Origin of the sequence: Natrinema sp. CGMCC1.2065 (assembly GCF_051225675.1) — an archaeon.
Lineage (GTDB): Archaea > Halobacteriota > Halobacteria > Halobacteriales > Natrialbaceae > Natrinema > Natrinema thermotolerans.
The window spans coordinates 34,379-51,514 of sequence record NZ_JBPJSJ010000002.1 but is presented as its reverse complement, the minus strand read 5'-3'; the positions used below and the strand labels follow the sequence as shown (position 1 = coordinate 51,514).

At 65.2% G+C, this 17,136-nt stretch carries 21 protein-coding genes, 2 tRNA genes and 1 pseudogene; 19 read left to right on the top strand and 5 right to left on the bottom strand.

Annotated elements, in window-relative coordinates; all coding sequences use genetic code 11:
• Window positions 1-116: 116 nt before the first annotated feature.
• Genes ACSBP4_RS03505 through ACSBP4_RS03495 form a run of 3 tightly spaced genes read right to left on the bottom strand, consistent with a single transcriptional unit; the run spans window position 117 to window position 2,957 of the window.
• Window positions 117-776: an FmdE family protein gene (locus tag ACSBP4_RS03505; protein WP_435551367.1), complete on the bottom strand. Its 660-nt coding sequence runs from the start codon at window positions 774-776 to the stop codon at window positions 117-119.
• Window positions 777-806: 30 nt separating this feature from the next.
• Window positions 807-2,738, bottom strand: coding sequence for a heavy metal translocating P-type ATPase (locus ACSBP4_RS03500; RefSeq protein WP_435551366.1), 1,932 nt, complete (start codon window positions 2,736-2,738; stop codon window positions 807-809).
• A gap of 6 nt (window positions 2,739-2,744) precedes the next feature.
• Entirely contained in the window at window positions 2,745-2,957 is a 213-nt protein-coding gene (locus ACSBP4_RS03495; RefSeq protein ID WP_049966658.1) for a heavy-metal-associated domain-containing protein, read from the bottom strand.
• 292 nt (window positions 2,958-3,249) lie between these two features.
• On the opposite strand from ACSBP4_RS03495, the gene ACSBP4_RS03490 reads away from it, so the two are divergent.
• Complete coding sequence (locus tag ACSBP4_RS03490; RefSeq protein WP_049966659.1) at window positions 3,250-3,792, top strand: ArsR/SmtB family transcription factor; 543 nt, start codon at window positions 3,250-3,252, stop codon at window positions 3,790-3,792.
• A gap of 27 nt (window positions 3,793-3,819) precedes the next feature.
• Here the strand turns inward: ACSBP4_RS03490 and ACSBP4_RS03485 are convergent, their stop codons facing one another.
• Window positions 3,820-4,296, bottom strand: a complete 477-nt coding sequence (locus ACSBP4_RS03485) for a GNAT family N-acetyltransferase (protein ID WP_049966660.1) — start codon at window positions 4,294-4,296, stop codon at window positions 3,820-3,822.
• A gap of 159 nt (window positions 4,297-4,455) precedes the next feature.
• On the opposite strand from ACSBP4_RS03485, the gene ACSBP4_RS03480 reads away from it, so the two are divergent.
• From ACSBP4_RS03480 to ACSBP4_RS03465, 4 genes and pseudogenes are all read left to right on the top strand, one after another.
• Complete coding sequence (locus tag ACSBP4_RS03480; protein WP_435551531.1) at window positions 4,456-4,893, top strand: archease; 438 nt, start codon at window positions 4,456-4,458, stop codon at window positions 4,891-4,893.
• Between the two features lie 194 nt (window positions 4,894-5,087).
• Window positions 5,088-5,396, top strand: a pseudogene (locus ACSBP4_RS03475) (RtcB family protein); the annotation flags it as partial.
• The gene (locus ACSBP4_RS03470; RefSeq protein WP_435551530.1) at window positions 5,388-7,985 is read left to right on the top strand and encodes an RtcB family protein; all 2,598 of its coding nucleotides are present in this window, start codon (window positions 5,388-5,390) and stop codon (window positions 7,983-7,985) included. The pseudogene ACSBP4_RS03475 and the gene ACSBP4_RS03470, both read left to right, overlap by 9 nt.
• A gap of 64 nt (window positions 7,986-8,049) precedes the next feature.
• Window positions 8,050-8,313 (top strand): AbrB/MazE/SpoVT family DNA-binding domain-containing protein, encoded by a 264-nt coding sequence (locus ACSBP4_RS03465; protein WP_233274368.1) that lies wholly within the window; start codon window positions 8,050-8,052, stop codon window positions 8,311-8,313.
• A gap of 16 nt (window positions 8,314-8,329) precedes the next feature.
• Here the strand turns inward: ACSBP4_RS03465 and ACSBP4_RS03460 are convergent, their stop codons facing one another.
• Window positions 8,330-8,539 carry a hypothetical protein gene (locus ACSBP4_RS03460; protein WP_435551365.1) on the bottom strand — a complete coding sequence of 70 codons (210 nt, stop codon included), beginning with the start codon at window positions 8,537-8,539 and terminating at the stop codon, window positions 8,330-8,332.
• Window positions 8,540-8,690: 151 nt separating this feature from the next.
• Here ACSBP4_RS03460 and moaA point away from each other — a divergent pair, with 151 nt between their 5' ends.
• The 14 genes from moaA to rpsB all read left to right on the top strand — a co-directional run bounded on the left by moaA (window position 8,691) and on the right by rpsB (window position 16,983).
• A complete protein-coding gene (gene moaA / locus ACSBP4_RS03455; RefSeq protein WP_435551364.1) occupies window positions 8,691-9,707 on the top strand; it encodes a GTP 3',8-cyclase MoaA in 1,017 nt (338 codons plus the stop codon).
• Between the two features lie 1,000 nt (window positions 9,708-10,707).
• A tRNA-Ser gene (locus tag ACSBP4_RS03450) sits at window positions 10,708-10,790 on the top strand.
• A 72-nt stretch (window positions 10,791-10,862) separates the two neighbouring features.
• Entirely contained in the window at window positions 10,863-11,387 is a 525-nt protein-coding gene (locus ACSBP4_RS03445) for a 30S ribosomal protein S13 (RefSeq protein ID WP_006650698.1), read from the top strand.
• Window positions 11,387-11,908 carry a 30S ribosomal protein S4 gene (locus ACSBP4_RS03440; protein ID WP_049966664.1) on the top strand — a complete coding sequence of 174 codons (522 nt, stop codon included), beginning with the start codon at window positions 11,387-11,389 and terminating at the stop codon, window positions 11,906-11,908. The genes ACSBP4_RS03445 and ACSBP4_RS03440 overlap by 1 nt, the downstream gene beginning before the upstream one ends.
• 3 nt (window positions 11,909-11,911) lie before the next feature.
• Window positions 11,912-12,301 carry a 30S ribosomal protein S11 gene (locus ACSBP4_RS03435; protein ID WP_006182145.1) on the top strand — a complete coding sequence of 130 codons (390 nt, stop codon included), beginning with the start codon at window positions 11,912-11,914 and terminating at the stop codon, window positions 12,299-12,301.
• Window positions 12,302-12,304: 3 nt separating this feature from the next.
• Window positions 12,305-13,054, top strand: a complete 750-nt coding sequence (locus ACSBP4_RS03430; RefSeq protein WP_006182146.1) for a DNA-directed RNA polymerase subunit D — start codon at window positions 12,305-12,307, stop codon at window positions 13,052-13,054.
• 129 nt (window positions 13,055-13,183) lie between these two features.
• Window positions 13,184-13,268 (top strand) — tRNA-Leu (locus tag ACSBP4_RS03425).
• Window positions 13,269-13,396: 128 nt separating this feature from the next.
• A complete protein-coding gene (locus ACSBP4_RS03420) occupies window positions 13,397-13,750 on the top strand; it encodes a 50S ribosomal protein L18e (RefSeq protein ID WP_006182147.1) in 354 nt (117 codons plus the stop codon).
• Window positions 13,747-14,196 carry a 50S ribosomal protein L13 gene (locus ACSBP4_RS03415; protein WP_006650700.1) on the top strand — a complete coding sequence of 150 codons (450 nt, stop codon included), beginning with the start codon at window positions 13,747-13,749 and terminating at the stop codon, window positions 14,194-14,196. Before ACSBP4_RS03420 ends, ACSBP4_RS03415 begins: the two co-directional genes overlap by 4 nt.
• Window positions 14,190-14,588, top strand: coding sequence for a 30S ribosomal protein S9 (locus tag ACSBP4_RS03410; RefSeq protein ID WP_006650701.1), 399 nt, complete (start codon window positions 14,190-14,192; stop codon window positions 14,586-14,588). Before ACSBP4_RS03415 ends, ACSBP4_RS03410 begins: the two co-directional genes overlap by 7 nt.
• A 12-nt stretch (window positions 14,589-14,600) precedes the next feature.
• The gene (locus ACSBP4_RS03405) at window positions 14,601-14,795 is read left to right on the top strand and encodes a DNA-directed RNA polymerase subunit N (RefSeq protein ID WP_006182150.1); all 195 of its coding nucleotides are present in this window, start codon (window positions 14,601-14,603) and stop codon (window positions 14,793-14,795) included.
• A gap of 3 nt (window positions 14,796-14,798) precedes the next feature.
• Window positions 14,799-14,981, top strand: a complete 183-nt coding sequence (locus tag ACSBP4_RS03400; RefSeq protein ID WP_006182151.1) for a DNA-directed RNA polymerase subunit K — start codon at window positions 14,799-14,801, stop codon at window positions 14,979-14,981.
• The gene (gene eno, locus ACSBP4_RS03395; protein WP_435551363.1) at window positions 14,978-16,183 is read left to right on the top strand and encodes a phosphopyruvate hydratase; all 1,206 of its coding nucleotides are present in this window, start codon (window positions 14,978-14,980) and stop codon (window positions 16,181-16,183) included. The genes ACSBP4_RS03400 and eno overlap by 4 nt, the downstream gene beginning before the upstream one ends.
• A complete protein-coding gene (gene rpsB, locus ACSBP4_RS03390; protein WP_049966666.1) occupies window positions 16,180-16,983 on the top strand; it encodes a 30S ribosomal protein S2 in 804 nt (267 codons plus the stop codon). The genes eno and rpsB overlap by 4 nt, the downstream gene beginning before the upstream one ends.
• Window positions 16,984-17,136 lie beyond the last annotated feature (153 nt).

Genomic DNA, 17,136 nt, shown 5'->3' with positions numbered 1-17,136 from the left:
GATTGGCCTACTCGGGGAGGGGCCGGTATAATTGTATTGGACTGTCCGCGCGGCGGGCCGGGACGGGGCGGCTCGAGCGGTTCGCCGACGGCGGCGGTCACGGGCTCGAGCGGCGCTCAGTCGTCGCCGGGCCGAGTCGCGGGGCCGTCGACCGTGACGAAGCCGTCGCCGCGGAGGATCCGTTCGACGCGGCCGTGCCAGTCCTCGGCGAAGGCCGCGCGTTCCTCGGCCGTCGCTTCGCCGTCGATCAGCGACTGGAGGTGGCGCGTGCCCGGCCCGGCCTCCGGAATCGCCGTCGTATCGTAGGTGACCCGGACGGTCTCGTGGGTGTCGGTGCGAGTGAACTCAAAGGCGACGCCGTCGGTGCCGATCGCCCCGTACCGGAGCAGGTCTTTCCGGCCGCCGTGGCCGCCTGCCAAGCCTGCGAAGCCGTCCTCGCCGGCGGCCCCGGTCACGTACGAGAGCAGCCGCGACGTGACGCCGTAGGCGGGGTCGTTCCGCGGGCCGCCCGCGAGAACTTCGATCTCGCCCCGGACCGGGAGCGAGTCCGGGTACAGCGCCTCGAGGCCGTCCCGTGCCATTCGGTACGCCCCCGCCGCCGTGGGACAGGAGTGGCCCGCCGCCTTCACCACGTCCTCGTAGGTGATGACGATCGGATCGCCCGGCTCGAGGACGGCCAGCGCCTCCGCGGCGGGGTCGCGCAGCCGAATCGGTTCGATATCGTCGTAGTCGATCGCCCAGTTCGTTCGGTCGGTGTCGTTGGTCGTCTCTGTCATTGTGGATTCGAAGGTCGTATCGGTCGGTAGTCAGTACCGCAGCAACCGCATCCCGTTCAGGATCACCAGCAACACGCTGGCGATGTGAAGCAGCATCCCGGCGGCCATGTGGACGGCCCCGGCGACGACGCCGGCCAGCAGCAGGCCGACCGTCGCGACGGCGATCGCAACGTTCTCCGAGACGTTCCGGCGGGTCGCCTTGCTGAGCCCAACGGCCTCGGGAACCCGCTCGAGGTCGTCGGCCAGCAGCGCCATGTCGGCGGTCTCGATGGCCGCATCGGTGCCTGCAGCGCCCATCGCGACCCCGACGTCGGCGGCCGCAAGCGAGGGCGCGTCGTTGATTCCGTCGCCGACCATCGCCACGACGTGGCCCTCAGCCCGGAGCGACTCGATGGCGTCTCGTTTTTCCTCGGGCAGCAGTTCGGCCCGGTAGTCCTCGATTCCGACCGCCTCGGCGACCGACCGTGCGGTACGGTCGTTGTCGCCGGTCAGCATTACCGTGCGGACACCGGCAGCTTCCAGGGTCGCCACGGCGTCGCTCGCTGCGGGTCGGAGTTCGTCCCGTATCGAAACGACGCCGACGACCTCGCTCTCGAGCGCGACGTAGACCGCCGTCTCGCCGGCCGCCTCGCGTTCGCGGGCATGAGCCGCGATCTCGGACGGGACCTCGAGGCCGCGGTCGGCGAGGAGCGCGCGGTTGCCGACCGCGATCGTCCGGCCGTCGTACTGGGCGACGACGCCCTTGCCCGCGACGACGTCGACGGCCTCGGGATCGGGGATCGCCGGCTCGTCGGGCTCGGGGCCCGCCGAATCAGCCGAGTGGTCGGTGACGACGCCGCCGTCGGTGGCGGTCTCGCGGGCGCTGGCGTCGCCCGCTCGAGCGGCCGCGAGGATCGCGTCCGCGAGGTGATGTTCGCTCTTCTTCTCGGCGATGGCCGCGGCGCGAAGCACGTCGTCATCGGCGACCCCGAATCCGTCGACGCTCGCGACGGCCGGCTCGCCCTTGGTCAGGGTGCCGGTCTTGTCGAACGCGACGCAGTCGATCTTCCCGGCGGTCTCGAGGTGTTCCCCGCCTTTCAGCAGGACGCCGGCCCGTGCCGCCGAGCCGATGGCGCTGACGATGCTGACCGGCGGCCCGATGACCAAGGCGCCGGGACAGCCGATGACAAGCAGCGTCAGCGACGTGACGGCGTTTCCGGTGATCGCGTACGTTCCGACCGCCAGCACGACGATCGCGGGCGTGTAGTACCGCGCGAAACGCTCGATGATCGTCTCCGTCGGCGCTTGCGCTTCCTGTGCCTCCTCGACCCGGCGGATGATCCGCTCGAGGGTCGTGTCCCGGCCGGTGTCGGTCGCGACGACCTCGAGTGCCCCCGCCTGGTTGATCGTCCCGGCGTAGACTTCGTCGCCCGCGGACTTGCGAACGGGCGCGCTCTCGCCGGTCACGGGTGACTGATCGATCGCGCTCTCACCGTCGGTGACCTCGCCGTCGACGGGGACTTTCGCGCCGGGTTTGATCACGACGGTCTCGCCCGGTTCGACCTCGCGAGCGGGAACCTCGACAGTCTCGCCGTCGCGGCGGACGATCGCCGTATCGGGGGCCAACTCGAGCAACTCCTCGAGGGCCGACCGGGTCTTGGCCATCGTCCGAGCCTCGAGGTAGTTGCCGAGCGAGAACAGGAAGACGACGGCGGCGGCCTCCCAGTACTCGCCGATGGCGATCGCTCCGACCGCGGCCAGTGTGACGAGGGTGTTGATGCCGACGGTGCCGCTTCGAAGGGTGTAGAAGGCCTTCTTCGCGACGTCGTAGCCGCCGACGGCCGCGGCGAGGATCATCAGTCCCGCGCTCAGCAGGGCCACGTCGTGGAGGGTCCCGACGGTCCAGCCGAGCGAAAGCAACAGGCCGCTCGCCGCGACGACGATCGGTTGCCGGTGGGCGCGAACGTATCGCTTGGCGTTCACGTTTCGTCACCGCACTCGGGGGGTGTACCCCTGTTTCGTGATGGTTCGCTCGAGGTCGTCCGTCTCGACGACACCGTCGTCGTACTCGATCTCGACGCGGCCGGTCGTGTAGTGGACCTCGACGCGGTCGACGCCGTCGGTTTTCGACAGCGCCCGCTCGACGTTGCTCGCACAGGTCGGACAGTCGAAGTCGGTCACGCGGTATTCGATCTCAGACATCGTTGCTCGAATGCGTGTCGGAGCCCCGTTCGTAAATACATCACTCAAATGACTTGTTTGGGCGCACGGACGGGGGATTCCGCCGGTGAAACGACTCGTCTAGACGGCGGGCCGGTCTCGACCGACACACTGTGGGACGTCGCTTCTGCTGTACCGATCGCAGAACACTGTCTCGGTTCGGATCCGTCCGTCGACGAATCAAGAAACCATCAATTTTTGAACATGGGTGCGCTCCCTCGAGGGCGTTCGGCTGAATCACTTTTACCGTTCGACACCCAACCACGACCACTCAATGGCCGAATTCACGTCGGACGTGACGATCGAGGACATCGCGGTCCGGGACACGAACGTCTCGAGCGCCGTCGACGAACCGCTGCGCGCGATGATCCTCGACATGCTGGCGGAACGGGCACGCTCCGTCGCGGAGATCCACGCGGCGCTGGGCGAGCGGGGATACGACCGGACGCCGAACACGGTACGCCACCACGTCAACGAACTCCGCGACGCCGGCCTCGTCGAGGTCGCCCGCCTCGAGGAGGAGGGCGGCGCGACGACGAAGTACTACCGCGCGAATACGATCGTCCTCTCGTACGCGCTGCCCGACGACGCCGACGCGGCGGTCGCGGCGATGGCCGACGAGATCACCCCCGAGGTCGCCGCCCTCGTGGCGGAGTTACGCGAGGAGTACGGCGAGGAGATCGATCGAATCGTCGGGGAGATGGCCCCCTGCGAACACTGCCGCACACAGAAGTACGAGACCTACCTGCTGTCGACGGTCCTCCGCCGGGCGTTCGTCGCGGGAACCGTCAGGGATGGGCCGGCGGCTGACGGATAGCGCGTCGACGAGCCGCAGAACCGGTCGTTACCGCCGAATCAGATCCGAGATCTTGTCCGTGATCCCGACGTCCGCACCCAGTTTCAGATAGTAGGCATCGCCGCCGTCCTCGTAGTAGTCGTCGATCCGGCGCTTGATCTCGAAGCCCAGATGCTCGTAGAACTGGAGGGCGTTCTCGTTGCTCGTCCGGGCATGACACGTGATGGTATCGTGGTCGTCGGCCACGCGGGCAACGAGTCGCTTCCCGATCCCCTCGCTGCGATAACGGGGTGCGACCGCGAGAAAGAGAATATAGCCGTCGCGTCGCACCGCCGCGAACCCGATCAACTCGTCGTTCCGGACGTAGCAGTGGACCTTCGACCGTCGGTACGCGTCGGTAAAGAAGTCGTAGCGCTGTTTGAGTACGCCCTCCTCGCGACGGATCTCCTCTTTGAGTTCCCAGGCGTCGTCGACGAAATCGTCGCTCCCCGGCGCGACGACGCGACTATCGATGTTGACGCTCACTATCACAGTCTACCAGCCTGTCCACTATAATTCCACCGGCAGTACGGTCTCGGGAACGTCGGACGACGGGGTGTGGTACCTCCTCGACACGCCGTTGGTGGCGCCGTCCTCGAGGCCGAACCGACGGTCATACCACCCCCGTCCGCGAAGGGCCGCCACATGGGGTTCGAACTGCGCGATCACACGGCCGACGTCGCGGTCGCTGCGACCGGCGACTCCCTCGAGGCGGTCTTCGAAGCGACGGCCGACGGCCTCGCGGCCGCATCCTCCGACGACATCCCGCCCGAGACCGGCGAGCGGTTCTCCCTGACCGTGACCGCCGAGCGACGCGAGGCGCTGTTGTTCGACTATCTCGGCGAACTGATCTACCTGCGGGACGTCCGCGCCGAGTTGCCCGTCGATAACCGAGTCGAGAGCATCGAAGCGACCGGGGCCGAGAGCGACGCCGACGCGACCGCGTGGTCCCTCGAGGCCAGCGCCCGCGGCGTCCCGCTCGGGGCGGTCGACGCCCGCGAGGTGAAGGCCGTGACCTACTCGGAAATGCGCCTCGAGTTCGTTGCGGACGGCTGGGAGGCCTACGTCGTCTTCGACGTCTGATACGGTTTCCTGTGAGTCATTACCGGCGCAACCGCGACCCGGGCGGCGGTTGCGCCGGGAAACCGTTACAGCAATCCGTCTGACCAGTGGCCGATCGATTCCGTCCGCGAACCGCCGTGATCGGACGGTGAGACGGACTCTCGAGGTCGCTGGCAAGACGAACATCTTTCATCGCCGGGGTCGGATGCTCGGGTATGACTACCTACGACGCCGACGGCATCACGTTAGAGCGGGTCCGAGAGTACGTCTGGGAGATCCCGCGCGAGGGCGACATGCGCGTCCCGGCGCGAGTGTTGGCCAGCGAGGCCCTGCTCGAGCAGATCGAGGACGACAAGACCTTAGCGCAGATCAAAAACACGACTCACCTGCCGGGGATCACCGACCACGCGATCTGTATGCCCGACGGACACCAGGGCTATGGCTTCCCCGTCGGTGGGGTGGGTGCGCTCGATGCCGAAACCGGCTGTATTTCGCCGGGAGCGGTCGGCTACGACATCAATTGCCTTACAGGCGATTCGGAAGTACTCCTCGAATACGGCCGTCGCACCCCGATCGAAACCCTTGAGGACCGCTTCGAAGCGGAGAACGCGATGGTCGCCGATGATGACCTTACGCCGTCACCGATTCAGCTGTTCACCGAACGCGAGAACGCGGCCGTGTACGAAGTAGAGACCGAGACCGGCGACCGTATTACCGCGACTGCGGACCACCCGTTCCGGACGCCCGAGGGGATGCAGCCTCTCGAGGAACTCTCCGAAGGCGACGAGATCCATCTCCAACCGTTCCGCGGCGTTCCCGACGAGAAACCCGAGGATTTCACCGTCCTCAGCGAGGAAGACTTCGCCGACGAGAACTCGCAACTCGTCCGCGCGCTCGAGGAGCGCGATCTCCTCCCATTGAAGTCGACCGACGACGCGTTCAATCGGTTTCTCAAACTCGTCGGGTTCCATACCGGCGACGGTGCGATCGGAAGCGGCGGACAGACGTGGTTTTATGGAGAACCCGCGGATCTCGAATCCATTCAAAACGATATCAAAGCGATCGGGTTCACGCCCTCGAAAATCTACGAGCGGGACCGATCGCACGAGATCGACGGGAAAACGTTCGAGACGACGGAGTTCAGCGTCCGATCGACCTCGAAGGCCTTCCAGCGCGTACTCCTCGCGCTGGGGGCACCCGACGGACGGAAGATCGAATCCGATTTCACGACGCCGTGGTACTTCGATCGACTGACGGGCTGGCAGAAAGCACTGTACGTCTCGGCGTATTTCGGCGCCGAGATGAACGCCCCTGCGGCCCAGCACGACAAGAACCTGTACTGTCCGAAGGTGTCACAGACGCGCGTCGCTGACGTCGCCGATGCCGGTGAGGAATTCATGGTAGAACTGGCTTCCTTCCTCGACGATCTCGGTATCGAGACGAACGAGATCGAACGGTTCGAGACGGACTCGAGTTCGGATCGAGAGACGATCAGACTTCGACTCGGAATCAAAAACGACTCCGAGAACCTGATCGAGTTCTTCTCGACCGTCGGCTACCGTTATAACCACGAAAAGAGGAAAAAGGCAGCCAAAGCAATACAGTATCTCAAGACGAAAGAGGCGGTGATCGATCGTCGAGCGACGATCGCTCGCGAAGCGAAAGCGATGGCCGATGGGGGAACGCCAGCGAGCGACATCAAATCGCAATTCGATATCAACGAGCGGTTCATCGAGCGGAGTATCTGGGGTGGACGAAGCGGACGACCGCGACCGCCGGCGGAGTTTCCCGGATTCGAGGATTACTGTGAAACGACGGAAGTCGGCGAGGATTACACCGTTTCCACCCGGATCAGATCCATTGAGACGGTTGACGAAGCGCAAACGGTGTACGATATCGGCGTCGCTCACGATGCGCACAATTTCGTCGCTAACGGGTTTGTCGTCTCCAACTGCGGCGTCCGGATGATGCGGACGAACCTCACCTACGACGAAGTACAGGGCCGCGAGGAGGAACTCGTCGACTCCCTGTTCGCGAACGTCCCGTCGGGCCTGGGCGGCGGCGGCATCGTCGAGGCCGGCGTCGACACCGTCGAGGAGATCCTGGCCCGCGGCGTCGACTGGGCGCTCGAGAACGGCCACGCCGTCGAGGACGACTTACTGCACTGCGAGGACGAAGGCATGCGCGAGGGCGCGGACCCCGACAAGGTGAGCCAGAAGGCCAAGGACCGCGGCAAGAACCAGATCGGCTCGCTGGGCTCGGGCAACCACTTCCTCGAGGTCCAGCGCGTGACCGACGTCTTCGACGGCGAGGTGGGCGAGGCCTACGGCCTCTCCGAGGACCAGATCGTCGTCCTCATCCACTGCGGGTCGCGCGGGTTGGGCCACCAGACCTGTAACGACTACCTGCGGAAGATCGAGCAGCAACACGAGGGGCTGCTGAACCAGCTGCCGGATACCGAACTGGCGGCCGCCCCCGCTGGCTCGCAGTTGGCCGAGGACTACTACGCGGCGATGAACGCCGCGATCAACTTCGCGTGGGTCAACCGCCAGCTGATCATGCACCGCACGCGGCAGGTCTTCGAGCGCGTGTTCGATCGCTCCTGGGAGGAGATGGACATGCACCTGCTGTACGACGTGGCTCACAACATCGCGAAGAAAGAGACCCACACGGTCGGCGAGGACGGCGAGGAACGCGAACTCTACGTCCACCGCAAGGGCGCGACGCGGGCGTTCCCCGCCGGTCATCCCGAGGTCCCATCTGCCTACCGTGACGTCGGCCAGCCGGTGATCATCCCAGGCAGCATGGGCGCAGGCAGCTACGTCCTCCGGGGCGGCGAGAACTCGATGGACCTGACCTTCGGCTCGACCGCCCACGGCGCGGGTCGGCTGATGAGCCGCACCCAGGCCAAAGACGAGTTCTGGGGCGGCGACGTCCAGCAGGACCTCGAGGAGCAGAATCAGATCTACGTCAAGGCCCAGTCCGGCGCGACCGTCGCGGAGGAGGCCCCGGGCGTCTACAAGGACGTCGACGAGGTCGTCCGGGTCTCGGACGCGCTCGGGATCGGCGACAAAGTCGCGCGGACGTTCCCCGTCTGTAACATCAAGGGCTGATTGGGAACTGTCTGCTGCTTTTATAGACTCGTTCCGTGCTGCCCATCGGAAGAATAATGCGATTTTGCCACGTAAACGCAGGTATGCGGGTCAGTACGGACGACGGCTGTATCCGTCTTCCCGAATCGATCCGGGAAAATTCGGGGACGAGTTCGAACTGATCGATCGCGGGGATCGACTCGTACTTGTTCCGGTCCCGGACGAGCCGCTCGAGGCCCTTCGCGACGAAGCGCGACGGAGCGAAAAAACGGCCGACGAACTCAAAGAGAGCGCGTTGGACGCGACCCTCGAGGAAGCGGGACGAACCGAACTCGAAGAAACGGACTGACCGTCGCCGCTTGCGTTCACTTCAGTCGGTACGGATTGTCCTCGTCCTCGCCGTCGCCTTCGCTGTCGTATGGCTTTCGCGCGGTGATCGTCACCGTCGCCTCGGGGTCGTCCTCGTCGGCCCACGGGCTGTCGTAGGCCGAGATCTCGAGATCGGTCACGTCCCAGCCTTCGTCCTCGATGAGTTCGACCAGCCGCCGCTGGTCCTCGAGCATGTCGTCGTCCATGGCCGGCGGTTCGAGCGCGAGCGGCGTAGACCTTCCGCCGGTCGGCGTCGCCGATCCTCGTAGCGGGCTGACAGGGTTTGCGAACCGAAACCGGTTACGTCGGGTCGAAATTCCCGGCGCGTTTAAGCGGATCCGGCTGCAACTCGTTGGCATGCTCACCGACGAGTTCGGGCGGGAGGTAACCGGGGTACGCGTCTCCCTCACCGACCGGTGTAATTTCGACTGTGTCTACTGTCACAACGAAGGGCTGGGGGACACTCGCGGGCCGATGGACCCACAGGACGACGAGATGTCGACCGACGACGTCGTCCGCTTTCTCGAGGTCGCCGCCGAGTTCGACGTCGATGCGGTCAAATTCACCGGGGGAGAACCGATGTTGCGGCAGGACTTGGAGGAGATCATCAGGCGCACGCCGGATCAAATGGAGGTCTCGCTGACGACGAACGGCACCTTCCTTCCGGGGCGGGCCGAGGACCTCGTCGACGCCGGGTTAGAGCGGGTCAACGTCTCGCAGGACGCGCTCGATCCCGAGGACTTCGCCGCCGTGACGAAAAGCGGGGCGTACGAGAAGGTCCTCGAGGGGGTCGAGGCCGCGCTCGAGGCAGGGCTGGACCCGGTCAAACTCAACATGGTCGTCTTCGAACACACCGCGGGCTACGTCCCGGAAATGGTCGACCACGTCGCGGAAAACGACGGCCTTCAGCTCCAGTTGATCGAGTACATGCCGGAACTGACCGGCAAGCCCGAGTGGAACATCGACATCGAGCGGGTCCACGACTGGCTGGCCGAGCAGGCTGACGAGATCGAACACCGGGAGATGCACGACCGCAGGCGCTACTGGGTCAGCGACGGCTCGAGCGATGCGAACGATAGCAGGTCGAACGCCGAAGGTCGAGGGATGATCGAGATCGTCGACCCCGTCGAGAACCCCACCTTCTGTGCGAACTGCCACCGCGTTCGGGTGACCCACGAGGGCTACCTGAAGGGGTGTCTCAACCGTAACGACGACCTCAAGACGATGGGCGAGATGACGAAGCCCGAGATCCGGGACGCCTTCCGCGAGGTCGTCGCCAACCGAGTACCCTACTACGGGGAGTACATGGTGCAAAACGACGACGGCGAGTGGGAGATCAACGAGAAGTACATCGAGGAGTACGCCGGCGCTTGACATCCTCCTCCGCGTTCACGCGGAGGAATCCCGAGCGGTGGGAGTTTCAGGTCTGCAGTCCAGTCACCGGACTACCAGTCCTTTCGGGCGCGGGTAGTCCCACAACGTCGGACTGGTGGACTGCTGGCGGTGCCAAACCGCTGTTACCCCTATCCTCAACCGTGTACGGCGTCCCGGTGTTGTTTTTGCCACGGGGACGCCGGCAGGCGTCAGCAGAGTTGGGGGTATCGTGATGCTCGCTTTGAGCAGTCGGCACGGACACACTCTTCTGGAATGTGCGTTCACCGACTGCCCTTTCCGGACACTGCCTCGTTACGTGAGCGGACAGGCCGCCTCCGAAGGACGGTTCGGAAGCCGCTCCGTTCCGACCGATTCCTGCTCCTCAGTAGGGCGGTCTGTCACTTAAACGTCACTGTGGGAAACTCACGGCGGGCGTTTGAACGGTGGGACGTTTCCCAGAGTGTGACGGCGCGTATCCACGGCCTTCAGGCCGTGGTATTGCGCCTGTTCAGCCTATAAACGGGTTTCGAGGCGGAAGACGGGACTCGCAGACACCACTGCTCGGTACGCGGTTTGACGGAGTACTCGAGGAGGTGTTCTGCTATTGTGGCAACAGGGAGTAGCCACGCCCTCCCCAGCCGATTCGTTCGTTCCCGTTGGTCACTCACTCATCCCTCGCGCAGTATCGACGGTCGCCCTCGCTAGCGCTCGGTCGACCATCAGCGCGCGCCACCGCGTAGCGGGTGATTAGTCCAGTCGACGGACCGAAGGACATGTGTCGCCCCCTCCCGATAGTCCGGCAAACAGAGCGTCGTATTTACGACGACTGGTCCTACTGTGGTCGGTTCTCCATCCGCTGTTCGGTCGATTCCGTGCGAACGAATCGCATACGAACCGGCCGCCTTTCGTTGCCCTTAAGTAGCAGACAGGGATAGGTCCGGGTGCGATACGTGTAGGGGAGCGATCCCCGAGTCCGAGAGGGCGACGATAGACCGACGGTGTTGTGGTAGCCAAGCGGCCCAAGGCGCATGGTTGCTAACCATGTGGCGTCAAGCCTCCGGGGTTCGAATCCCCGCCACAACGTCGGAACTCAGCTGGCGTTTTCCCGCCAGTCGATTTGCAACGCACGCAGACTAGACACACATACACGACAACATGAGCGCGGAAGAACCTCAAGAGCAAGAAGACGACGAAGATCTCCGCTACTTCGTCCGCATCGGGCAAACCGACCTCGATGGGACGAAGTCCGTCGAGCGCTCGCTCACGGAGATGAACGGGATCGGTCACCGGACCGCCCGGCTCATCGCCGAGGAAGCGGGCGTCGACCGAACGGACACGTTCGGTCGACTCGACGAAGACGTGATCGACGAGGTCGTCGAACTCGTAGAGAACTACGCCGAGGAAGTCCCCGACTGGCTCAACAACCGTCAGGACGACTTCTACTCCGGCGAGACGACCCACGAGATCGGCAACGACCTCCAGCTGACGCGTCAGCACGACATCAACCGGATGAAGATGATCGACTCCTACAAGGGCACGCGCCACAAGCGCGGCCAGAAGGTCCGCGGTCAGCGGACCAAGTCCACCGGCCGAACGGAGGGCACCATCGGAGTCAACGTCGAGGAGATCCGCGAGGAACAGGCCGAAGAGGCTGCCGAAGAAGAGGATGAGGGCGAATAATGCCACTCGGCACTGACACCAAACAATACGAGACGCCGAACCACCCCTACCAGGGTGAACGCATCGCCAGCGAACACTCGCTGCTCGACCGCTACGGCCTCAAGAACAAGGAAGAACTCTGGCGCGCCCAATCCGAGCTTCGCTCCTACCGGCGCGAGGCCCGGGAACTGCTCGGCCAGGCCCAGGGCGACGAGGTCGTCCAACGGCGCTCCGAGGAGTTCCTCGGTCGGCTCAAACGCGTCGGCATCCTCGACGAGGCCGACGAACTCGGCGACATCCTGTCGCTCGAGATCGAGGACATCCTCGAGCGCCGTCTCCAGACGGTCGTCTACCGCAAGGGGCTGGCGAACACGACCCAGCAGGCACGCCAGTACATCACCCACGGCCACATCGTGGTCGACGGGCAGCGTCACCGCGTCCCCTCCTACGTCGTCGACGTCGACGAGGAGGAGCTGGTGGCCTTCGAGGAGAACAGCCCGCTCGCGGACGAACTCCACCCCGAACGCGCGGAGGGCCAGTAAACCATGAGTCAGGACGACGAAAAGTGGGGTATCGCCCACGTGCATGCATCGTTCAACAACACCGTCATGACCGTGACCGACCTCACGGGCGCGGAGACGATCGCCAAGTCCTCCGGTGGGACGGCGGTCAAGCAGAACCGCGACGAGGCGTCGCCGTACGCGGCCATGCAGATGGCCGAGTCCGTCGCCGAGGAGGTCAAGGCCGCGGGCATCACCGGACTCCACGTGCGAGTCCGTGGCCCCGGTGGCAACCTCCAGAAGTCCCCCGGTCCCGGCGCGCAGGCGACGATCCGCGCGCTGGCTCGCTCGGGCATCGAGATCGGGCGCATCGAGGACGTCACGCCGATCCCACACGACGGATCGCGCGCTCCGAAAGGCAAGGGCGGCTACTAGATCATGACTGCTGAGTACGACGTCGAGTTCGTCGAACGCGAGGATCGTGAAGCGCGATTCCTCGTTCGCGGCGTGACACCCGGGTTCGCAAACGGCATCCGCCGAGCGATGATCGCCGACGTGCCGACGATGGCGATCGATACCGTCCGGTTCGTCGAGAACTCGTCGGTCATGTTCGACGAGCAACTCGCCCTGCGAATGGGGCTCGTCCCGCTGACGACGCCGCCGGTCGGCGAGTTCGCCGAGGACGACACCGTCACGCTCTCGATCGACGTCGAAGGGCCGGACACCGCCTACTCCGGCGACCTCGTCTCCGAGGACGACCTCGTCCAACCCGCCGACGAGAACGTCCCGATCATCGATCTCAAGGACGGCCAGCGCCTCGAGGCCGAGGCCGACGCCGTCATCGACCGCGGGAAAGACCACGCCAAACACCAGGGCGGGGTCGCGGTCGGCTACCGACACCTCCAGCGCGTGGAGGTCGAGGGTGACCTACCGGAGTTCGAGGACGAAGAGCGCCGGATCATTCGCGGCGTCATCGAGGACGACGGCGAACTCGTGCCGACAAGCGAGTTCGATCACGATCTCTCGAACCGATACCCGGGCAAGGAAGTCCGCGTCGAGGACGTGCCCGAAGCGTTCGTCTTCCACGTGGAGACGGACGGCTCCTTCAGCATCGAAGAGCTCGTGACTCGAGCAGCGGACACGCTCGAGGCACGCGCGACCGAACTCGAAGACGCAGTACAGCTATAGATATGAACCGACGCCCCCGACCCGAACTGGTCGAGCCGCTCGCCGGTGCCGTCAGCCACGAGGCCGGCGATCGCTCGCCTACTGGAATCGAAAGGGGTTTGAAGGGGCGGCGGATACACGGAAGTGCGAGCAGGGATAGCCAAGTCAGGCCAACGGCGCAGCGTTCAGGGCGCTGTCTCGTAGGAGTCCGCAGGTTCAAATCCTGCTCCCTGCATCCACTTCTTCACCGCCGACCGACACCGATCAGCGACGATCGGCGCGTTGTCGGCCGGCAGCGAACCGATTCCACCATCGGCGAGACGCTTCCTCGCCTCGCCGAGACGACCGTATTTGGAGGATACAATGAGTAGCAAAACCAATCCGAGGCTCAACGATCTCATCGCCGAGCTGAAGTCGACGTCCCGAGAGCGGGACGCCGACGTCTGGCGAGACGTCGCGGATCGACTCGAAAAGCCCCGGCGCACCCACGCTGAGGTAAACCTGGGCCGCATCGAGCGATACGCACGCGAAGAAGAGACTGTCGTCGTTCCCGGCAAGGTGCTGGGATCGGGCGCACTACAAAAGAACGTCACCGTCGCTGCAGTCGATTTCTCCTCGTCCGCCGAGACGAAGATCGACCAGGTCGGTGAATCCGTACCGCTCGAGCAAGCGCTCGAAGCAAACCCCGAAGGCTCCGACGTCCGGGTGATTCGATGAGTCTCGCAGAGTTCGACGCCGATACCGTCGTCGATGCCCGTGACTGCATCCTCGGTCGCGTCGCCAGCGAGGTCGCCCAGCGCGCGCTGGACGGCGAGAGCGTCGCGATCATCAACGCCGAGGACGCCGTCATCACCGGCGACAAGGAAGACATCTTCGAGACGTACCGTACGCGACTCCAGATGGGCTCGGACAGCGGGCCCTACTACCCCCGCCGGCCGGACACGATCTTCAAGCGGTCCGTTCGCGGGATGTTGCCGTACAAGAAGCCCCGTGGTCGCGAAGCACTCGACAGCGTCCGTGTCTACGTCGGCAACCCCTACGAACACGACGACGATCACGAGTCGACGGTTCTCGAGGGTACGTCGCTGGACCGTCTGTCGAACATCCGCTTCGTCCACCTGCACGAAGTGTCCGAACAGTTAGGTGCTAACGTCACATGGTAACCAACACGAGTGGCAAGAAAAAGACGGCCGTCGCCCGCGCCACGGTGCGCGAAGGCGAGGGTCGCGTTCGAATCAATTCCCAGCCGGTCGAGCTGGTCGAACCGGAGACGTCCCGGCTCAAGATGCTCGAACCGTTCCGCATCGTCGGCGAGGACCTCCGCGGCGAGATGGACATCGACGTCGACGTCGAGGGCGGCGGCATCAGCGGACAGGCAGACGCCGTCCGCACTGCCATCGCACGCGGGATCGTCCAGCACACCAACGACGCCGAACTCCGCGACGCGTTCATGGAGTTCGACCGCTCGCTGCTGGTCAACGACGTTCGCCAGTCCGAACCGAAAAAGTGGGGCGGCCCGGGCGCTCGGGCGCGCTACCAGAAGTCCTACCGCTGAGGTGATCCAATCATGATGGTACCGGTCCGGTGTTTCACCTGTGGTAACGTCGTCGGCGAACACTGGGAGGAGTTCGACGAGCGGGCCAACGAGGGCGACGAGGACCCCGAAAAGGTCCTCGACGAACTCGGTGTCGACCGCTACTGCTGTCGGCGCATGCTCGTCAGTCACGAGGATCTCGTCGACGTCGTCTCCCCGTACCAGTAACCCATGCAACAACAACACAACCGCTACGAGAAGGCACGCATCCTCGGCGCGCGAGCGCTGCAGGTCTCCTACGGCGCGCCGGTGTTGATCGAGACGGAGCAGACCCAACCGATCCTCATCGCCGCCGAGGAGTACGACGCCGGCGTGTTGCCCTTTACCGTCAAGCGGGGGTACGACCGGAAATGACGCTGATCACCGACGTTCGGCTGCGTCGCATCCTCGACTCGCGGGGCAACCCGACGGTCGAGGCCGACGTTCTGACCGAAAGCGGCGGCTTCGGCCGCGCCGCGGCACCCAGCGGTGCCAGTACCGGCGAGTACGAGGCCGTCGAACGGCCGCCCGGCGAAGCGATCGCCGCGGCACGGGAACACGCCGTTCCCCGACTGGTCGGCGAGGTCTACGCGGGCAACCAGCGCGACGTCGACGCCGCGCTCCATGCCGCCGACGGGACCGACGACTTCTCGGAGATCGGTGCCAACAGCGCGGTCGCGATCTCGATGGCCGCAGCCAAGGCCGGTGCCGACGTCCTCGGTGCCCCGCTGTTCCAACATCTGGGTGGGACGTTCCGCGGCGACAACTTCCCGATCCCGCTCGGGAACGTCGTCGGCGGCGGCGAACACGCCGCCGACGCGACAGACATCCAGGAGTTCCTCGCCGCGCCCGTCGGCGCGCCGAGCGTCGCCGACGCCGTCTTCGCCAACGCGGCCGTTCACGCCGCCGTCGCCGATCTGCTCGAGGAGCGTGACATCGCCTGTGGCAAAGGCGACGAGGGCGCGTGGGCACCGTCGATCGACGACGGCGAGGCGTTCGAGATCGTCGCCGAGGCGGTCTCCCGTGTCCAGGACGAGGTCGGCTTCAACGTCGGCTTCGGCCTCGACGTCGCCGGCGCGGAGCTGTACGATGCCGATTCCGGCACCTACGAGTACAGCGACCGGAGCCGCGACACCGAGGAACAGATCGCCTACATCGCCGATCTGGTCGAGGAGTACGACCTCGTCTACGTCGAGGACCCGCTCGATGAGGACGACTACGACGCCTTCGCCGATCTCACCGACGAGGTCGGTGACCAGACGCTGATCTGTGGCGACGACCTGTTCGTCACCAACACCGATCGGCTCGTCGAGGGCATCGATCGCGGCGCGGCAAACAGCATCCTGATCAAGCCGAACCAGATCGGGACGCTGTCCGACGCCGTCGACGCGATCGAACTCGCGAGACGGAACGGCTACGACTCGGTCGTCTCCCACCGGTCGGGCGAGACCGAAGACGCGACGATCGCACACCTCGCCGTCGCGACCGACGCTCCCTACATCAAGACGGGCGCGGTCGGCGGCGAGCGAACTGCCAAGCTCAACGAGCTCATTCGAATCGCAGACGACGCGACATGACAGAAAACGACGCAACCCAAGAAGGGCTCGACGCCGCCGAGGAGGACATCGACGAGGAGCCAGCCGAAGGGGCTGGCCCCGCCGCCGAGGAGGACGTCGAGCCAGTAGACGAACAGCCCGCCGACGCCGAGGGAACGCCCGCGGCCGACGCCGACAACGCCGACGACGCCGAGGAAGACGCCGGACCGACCCTCGACGACGACGTCATGTCCGACGAGGAGGCGGACCTGCTGATCCCCGTCGAGGACTACCTCGGCGCGGGGGTCCACATCGGGACCCAGCAGAAGACCGAGGACATGGACCGGTTCATCCACCGCGTCCGGACCGACGGTCTCTACGTGCTGGACGTCTCGAAGACCGACGGCCGCATCCGCACGGCCGCGGACTTCCTCGCGAACTACGACCCCGAACAGATCCTGGTCACCTCGAGTCGCCAGTACGGTCGCTTCCCGGCGGAGAAGTTCGCCGAGGCCGTCGGCGCTCGCGCCCGTACCGGCCGCTTCATCCCGGGCACACTGACCAACCCCAAGTACGACGGCTACATCGAGCCGGACGTGCTGGTCGTCACCGACCCGATCGGCGACGCCCAGGCCGTCAAGGAGGCCATCACGGTCGGCATCCCGGTCATCGCGATGTGTGACTCGAACAACCAGGTCAGCAACGTCGACCTGGTCGTCCCGACGAACAACAAGGGTCGCAAGGCCCTCTCGGTCGTCTACTGGCTGCTCGCCAACGAGGTTCTCGATCGACGCGGTGCCGAGCCGTCCTACTCGCTCGAGGACTTCGAAAGCGGCGTCTGATTCGGTCGGTTTCGACACTGTTCGTTTTCCCACCGCTCGCCTCGATCAGCGGTCGCACTGGAGCGTTCGGGGTCGGCGACCGCGGCGACCGATGCCTAAATACTGGCGTGGAAACTCGCCACAAGGTTTAGTGGGCACGTCGCCGTGCCCGCG